This window comes from Streptomyces mayteni, from assembly GCF_054783955.1.
On record NZ_BAAGPR010000235.1, the window covers coordinates 1 to 3,576 of the forward strand.

General features: G+C 74.6%; 3 protein-coding genes. 1 reads left to right on the plus strand and 2 read right to left on the minus strand.

Annotated features, from left to right (window positions below):
* Positions 1–178: 178 nt before the first annotated feature.
* Positions 179–1,951: an NAD+ synthase gene (locus tag ACYVPE_RS39505; RefSeq protein ID WP_461038680.1), complete on the minus strand. Its 1,773-nt coding sequence runs from the start codon at positions 1,949–1,951 to the stop codon at positions 179–181.
* Positions 1,952–2,277: 326 nt separating this feature from the next.
* Between ACYVPE_RS39505 and ACYVPE_RS39510 the strand changes: the two genes are divergently transcribed.
* On the plus strand, positions 2,278–3,309 hold the full coding sequence (locus tag ACYVPE_RS39510; RefSeq protein ID WP_461038681.1) for a terpene synthase family protein: 1,032 nt from the start codon (positions 2,278–2,280) through the stop codon (positions 3,307–3,309).
* Positions 3,310–3,360: 51 nt separating this feature from the next.
* Here the strand turns inward: ACYVPE_RS39510 and ACYVPE_RS39515 are convergent.
* A partial coding sequence (locus tag ACYVPE_RS39515) for a hypothetical protein (RefSeq protein WP_461038682.1) occupies positions 3,361–3,576 on the minus strand: 216 nt, incomplete at its 5' end.

Genomic DNA, 3,576 nt, shown 5'->3' on the forward strand with positions numbered 1-3,576 from the left:
GGCCGGCCCGGCCCGCCAGGGCCGCACCGGCGCGTAGGGGCGGGCGGGTGGGGACACCCCCGCGCGGAGCGCGGGGCACCGGACCCCGGCTGGCCGGCCCGTCAGGGCCCACCCGCGCGAAGCGCGGAAGAACGGGCGGGCGGGTGGGTGGGGAAAAACCGGCCGCGGCGCGGGGCGGTCAGCTTCGGCCGGGGTGGGCTCGGCCTTCGCGCCACCGGTTCGTAAGCGGTAGGCGGCGGTCCTTGCCGAAGACCTTGGGGGAGATCTTCGTGCCCGGCGGGTACTGCCGCCGCTTGTACTCGGCCGTGTCGACCAGCCGCAGCACCCGGGAGACCAGCTCGGGGTCGTACCCCGCGGCGACGATCTCGTCCCCGCCGCGGTCGCGGTCGACGTACAGCTCCAGGACGCCGTCCAGCACGTCGTAGTCCGGCAGCGAGTCCGTGTCCACCTGGCCGGGCCGCAGCTCCGCGCTCGGCGGTTTGGCGATGGAGTTCTCCGGGATCGGCGGGGTCTCGCCGCGCCGGGCCGCAGCCTCGTTGCGCCAGCGGGCCAGGCGGTAGACGACCGTCTTGTAGACGTCCTTGATCGGCCCGTACGCGCCGACCGAGTCGCCGTAGAGCGTGGAGTAGCCGACGGCCAGTTCGCTCTTGTTGCCGGGGGCCAGGACGATGTGGCCCTCCTGGTTGGAGACGGCCATCAGCAGCGTGCCGCGCAGCCGGGACTGGAGGTTCTCCTCGGCGAGGCCGGTCAGTTCGACCGCCTCCAGGTAGGCGTCGAACATGCCGCCGATCGCCACGGTGCGCAGCGAGAGGCCGGTGCGCCTGGCCAGTTCCACGGCGTCGTCCTTGGAGTGCTCCGAGGAGTAGCGCGAGGGCATGGAGAGCCCGAAGACCCGGTCGGGGCCGAGCGCGTCGCAGGCGATGGCCGCGCAGAGCGCCGAGTCGATGCCGCCGGAGAGGCCGATGAGCACCGTGCGGAAGCCGTTCTTCCCGACGTAGGCGCGGACGCCGGTGACCAGCGCCTCGTACATCTCCTCGGCGTCGTCGAGCCGGTCGGCGACCGTGCCGCGGTGGGTCGGCTCGTAGGGCGGCAGCGGGTCGGCGGAGAGCGTGCGGTGGTCGATCGTCAGGCCGTCGTCCGCGACCCCGGCCGGCGGTTCCGCTGAGGATCCAGGAAGGTCGAGGTCGAGCAGCACGCACTCCTCGGCGAACTGCGAGGAGCGGGCCAGCACCGTGCCGTCCCGGTCGACGACGATCGAGTCGCCGTCGAAGACCAGCTCGTCCTGGCCGCCGGTCAGCGCCACGTAGGCGAGCGCGCAGCCGGCCTCCTGCGCCCGCTTGCGCACCAGTTCGAGCCGGGTGTCGTCCTTGGCGACCTCGTAGGGCGAGGCGTTGATGGCCAGCAGCAGCCCGGCGCCGGCCGCCCTGGCGGCCGGGACGCGGCCGCCGTCCTGCCAGAGGTCCTCGCAGATGGCCAGCGCCACGTCCACGCCGCGCACCCGGATCACCGGCAGCGTCTCGCCAGGCACGAAGTAGCGGAACTCGTCGAACACGCCGTAGTTGGGGAGATGGTGCTTGGCGAAGGTCAGCACCACCTCGCCGCGGTGCAGGACGGCCGCCGCGTTCTGGGGGGCGCCGGCCGGCTGGCCCGCGTTGGCCTGGGTGTGTTCCGCCCGGTCCAGATAGCCGAGCACCACCGGCACCTCGCCGAGGCCCTCGGCGGCCAGCCGGGTGGCGAGGTCGCGCAGCGCGCTCCGGCTGGCGGTCACGAAGGAGGGGCGCAGGGCCAGGTCCTCGACGGGATAGCCGGTGAGCATCATCTCGGGGAAGGCGACCAGGTGCGCGCCGTGGTCGACGCCGTGCCGCGTCCAGCGCAGCACCGCGTCGGCGTTGCCGGGCAGATCGCCGACGGTGGAGTCGATCTGGTTGAGGGCGATACGTAGCTGAGGCACGCGGTCGAGTGTAATCGTCCGACTGACGCGATGGGGGTGCGGAGGGGGTGCCGGGCGAGCGCCGTCCTTTCGTCGGCTTTCGGCCGCGACCTGTCGTGGCGTCCCGCGCCCGGCTACGCGATAGGGAATGATCCGCGAATGACGCAATCCTGGTGGAAAAGGTCATCGGCGCGGGGGATGGCGAACGCAACCGAGCGGTGGGAGAGACGTCCCGTGGGATCCGGCCAGGATCCGCGACCGCCGGTTACCGGAACAGGCCGGAGGGCAGGGCTGAACCGACCTGCGCGTGACGACGGGACGACGCCATGAGGGAAAGGGGCGCGGCCATGCCGCAGGACATCAGCTTCTACCTGCCCTTCCGAGGCAGCATCAACCCGGGCGCCAGCCGGGCGCGCGCCCACCATCTGGACTGGGTGCGGCGACACGGCCTGGTCAAGGGCGAGGAGGCGGTGCGCCGCTACCAGGGCTGGCAGTTGACCGACCTGGCCGCCTACGCCTACCCGGAGGCGGCCGGCGGCGACCTCGACCTCGTCACCGACGCCGTCTGCCTCGGCTTCCCGCTCGACGACCTGTTCGACGGGCCGTTCGGCCGGGAGCCGGAGCGCGTCGCCCAGCTGGTCACCGAGTTGGCCGCCGTCCCCTACCGCGAGCCAGGCGCCCGGCCCCGGCTCGACGTGCCGGTGGTCCGCGCCTACGGCGACGTCTGGCGGCGCAGCGTCGTCGGCATGTCCCAGGACTGGCGGGCCAGGGCCGCCGCCAACCTGACCCGCTTCTTCCGCGCCTACGTGCGCGAGGCGCGGAACCGCGCCCAGGGCGCCCCGATGGACGAGGCGGGCTATGTGCGGCTGCGCCGCCAGGCCGTGGGCACCGCGCCGTGCTTCGACCTGATCGAGCGGGCCGGACACTTCGAGGTGCCGCCCGGCCTCTACTGGAGCCGCGAGGTCCGGCTGCTCACCCGCTGCGCCGGCGACGTCGTCTTCCTCTGCAACGACGTGCACTCGGTGGAGCGCGAGGAGGCGCAGGGCGACCCGCACAACCTGGTGCTGATCAGGGAGCGGACCCGCGGCTGCTCGCGGGAGGAGGCGGTGCGGCAGGTCACCCGGCTGGTGGCCAGCCGGGCCCGGCTCTTCGTCACGCTGTCCGCCCGGGTGCCCGAGCTGTGCGAGCGGTGGGGCGTCGACGCGCGGGGGCGGGCCGACCTGGAGCGCTATCTGACGGGGCTGCGCGGCTGGATGGTCGGCAACCAGCGGTGGGGCGTGGTCACCGCCCGCTACGCGCGCCCGGCGCCGTCGGTGGCACCCCGGGTGGCGGCGACCGCCGCCGGTGAGGGCGTCACCGCCGCGCCCGCCGGCGGCTGAGCCACCGGCCCCCGGGCGGTCGTCGGCGCGTGGCGCGAGGCGCGGCCGGGGTCACGGGCGCCGGCGGCGTCCCCGGGGACCGGAACGGCCGAGTCGGGGGAGACGCGTGAGGCGGCCGAGGGGGCCGCGGCGGACCAGCTGGGCGAGCCGGCCTGGCAGCGTGCGCCAGCCGCGCCCGATCCGGCGCGTGGGGCGCGGGGCCGCGGTGGGCGCCGCCTCGGGCGGCGGCACCGGGGTCGGGCCAAGTCGGAGGCCAAGCGGTCTTAG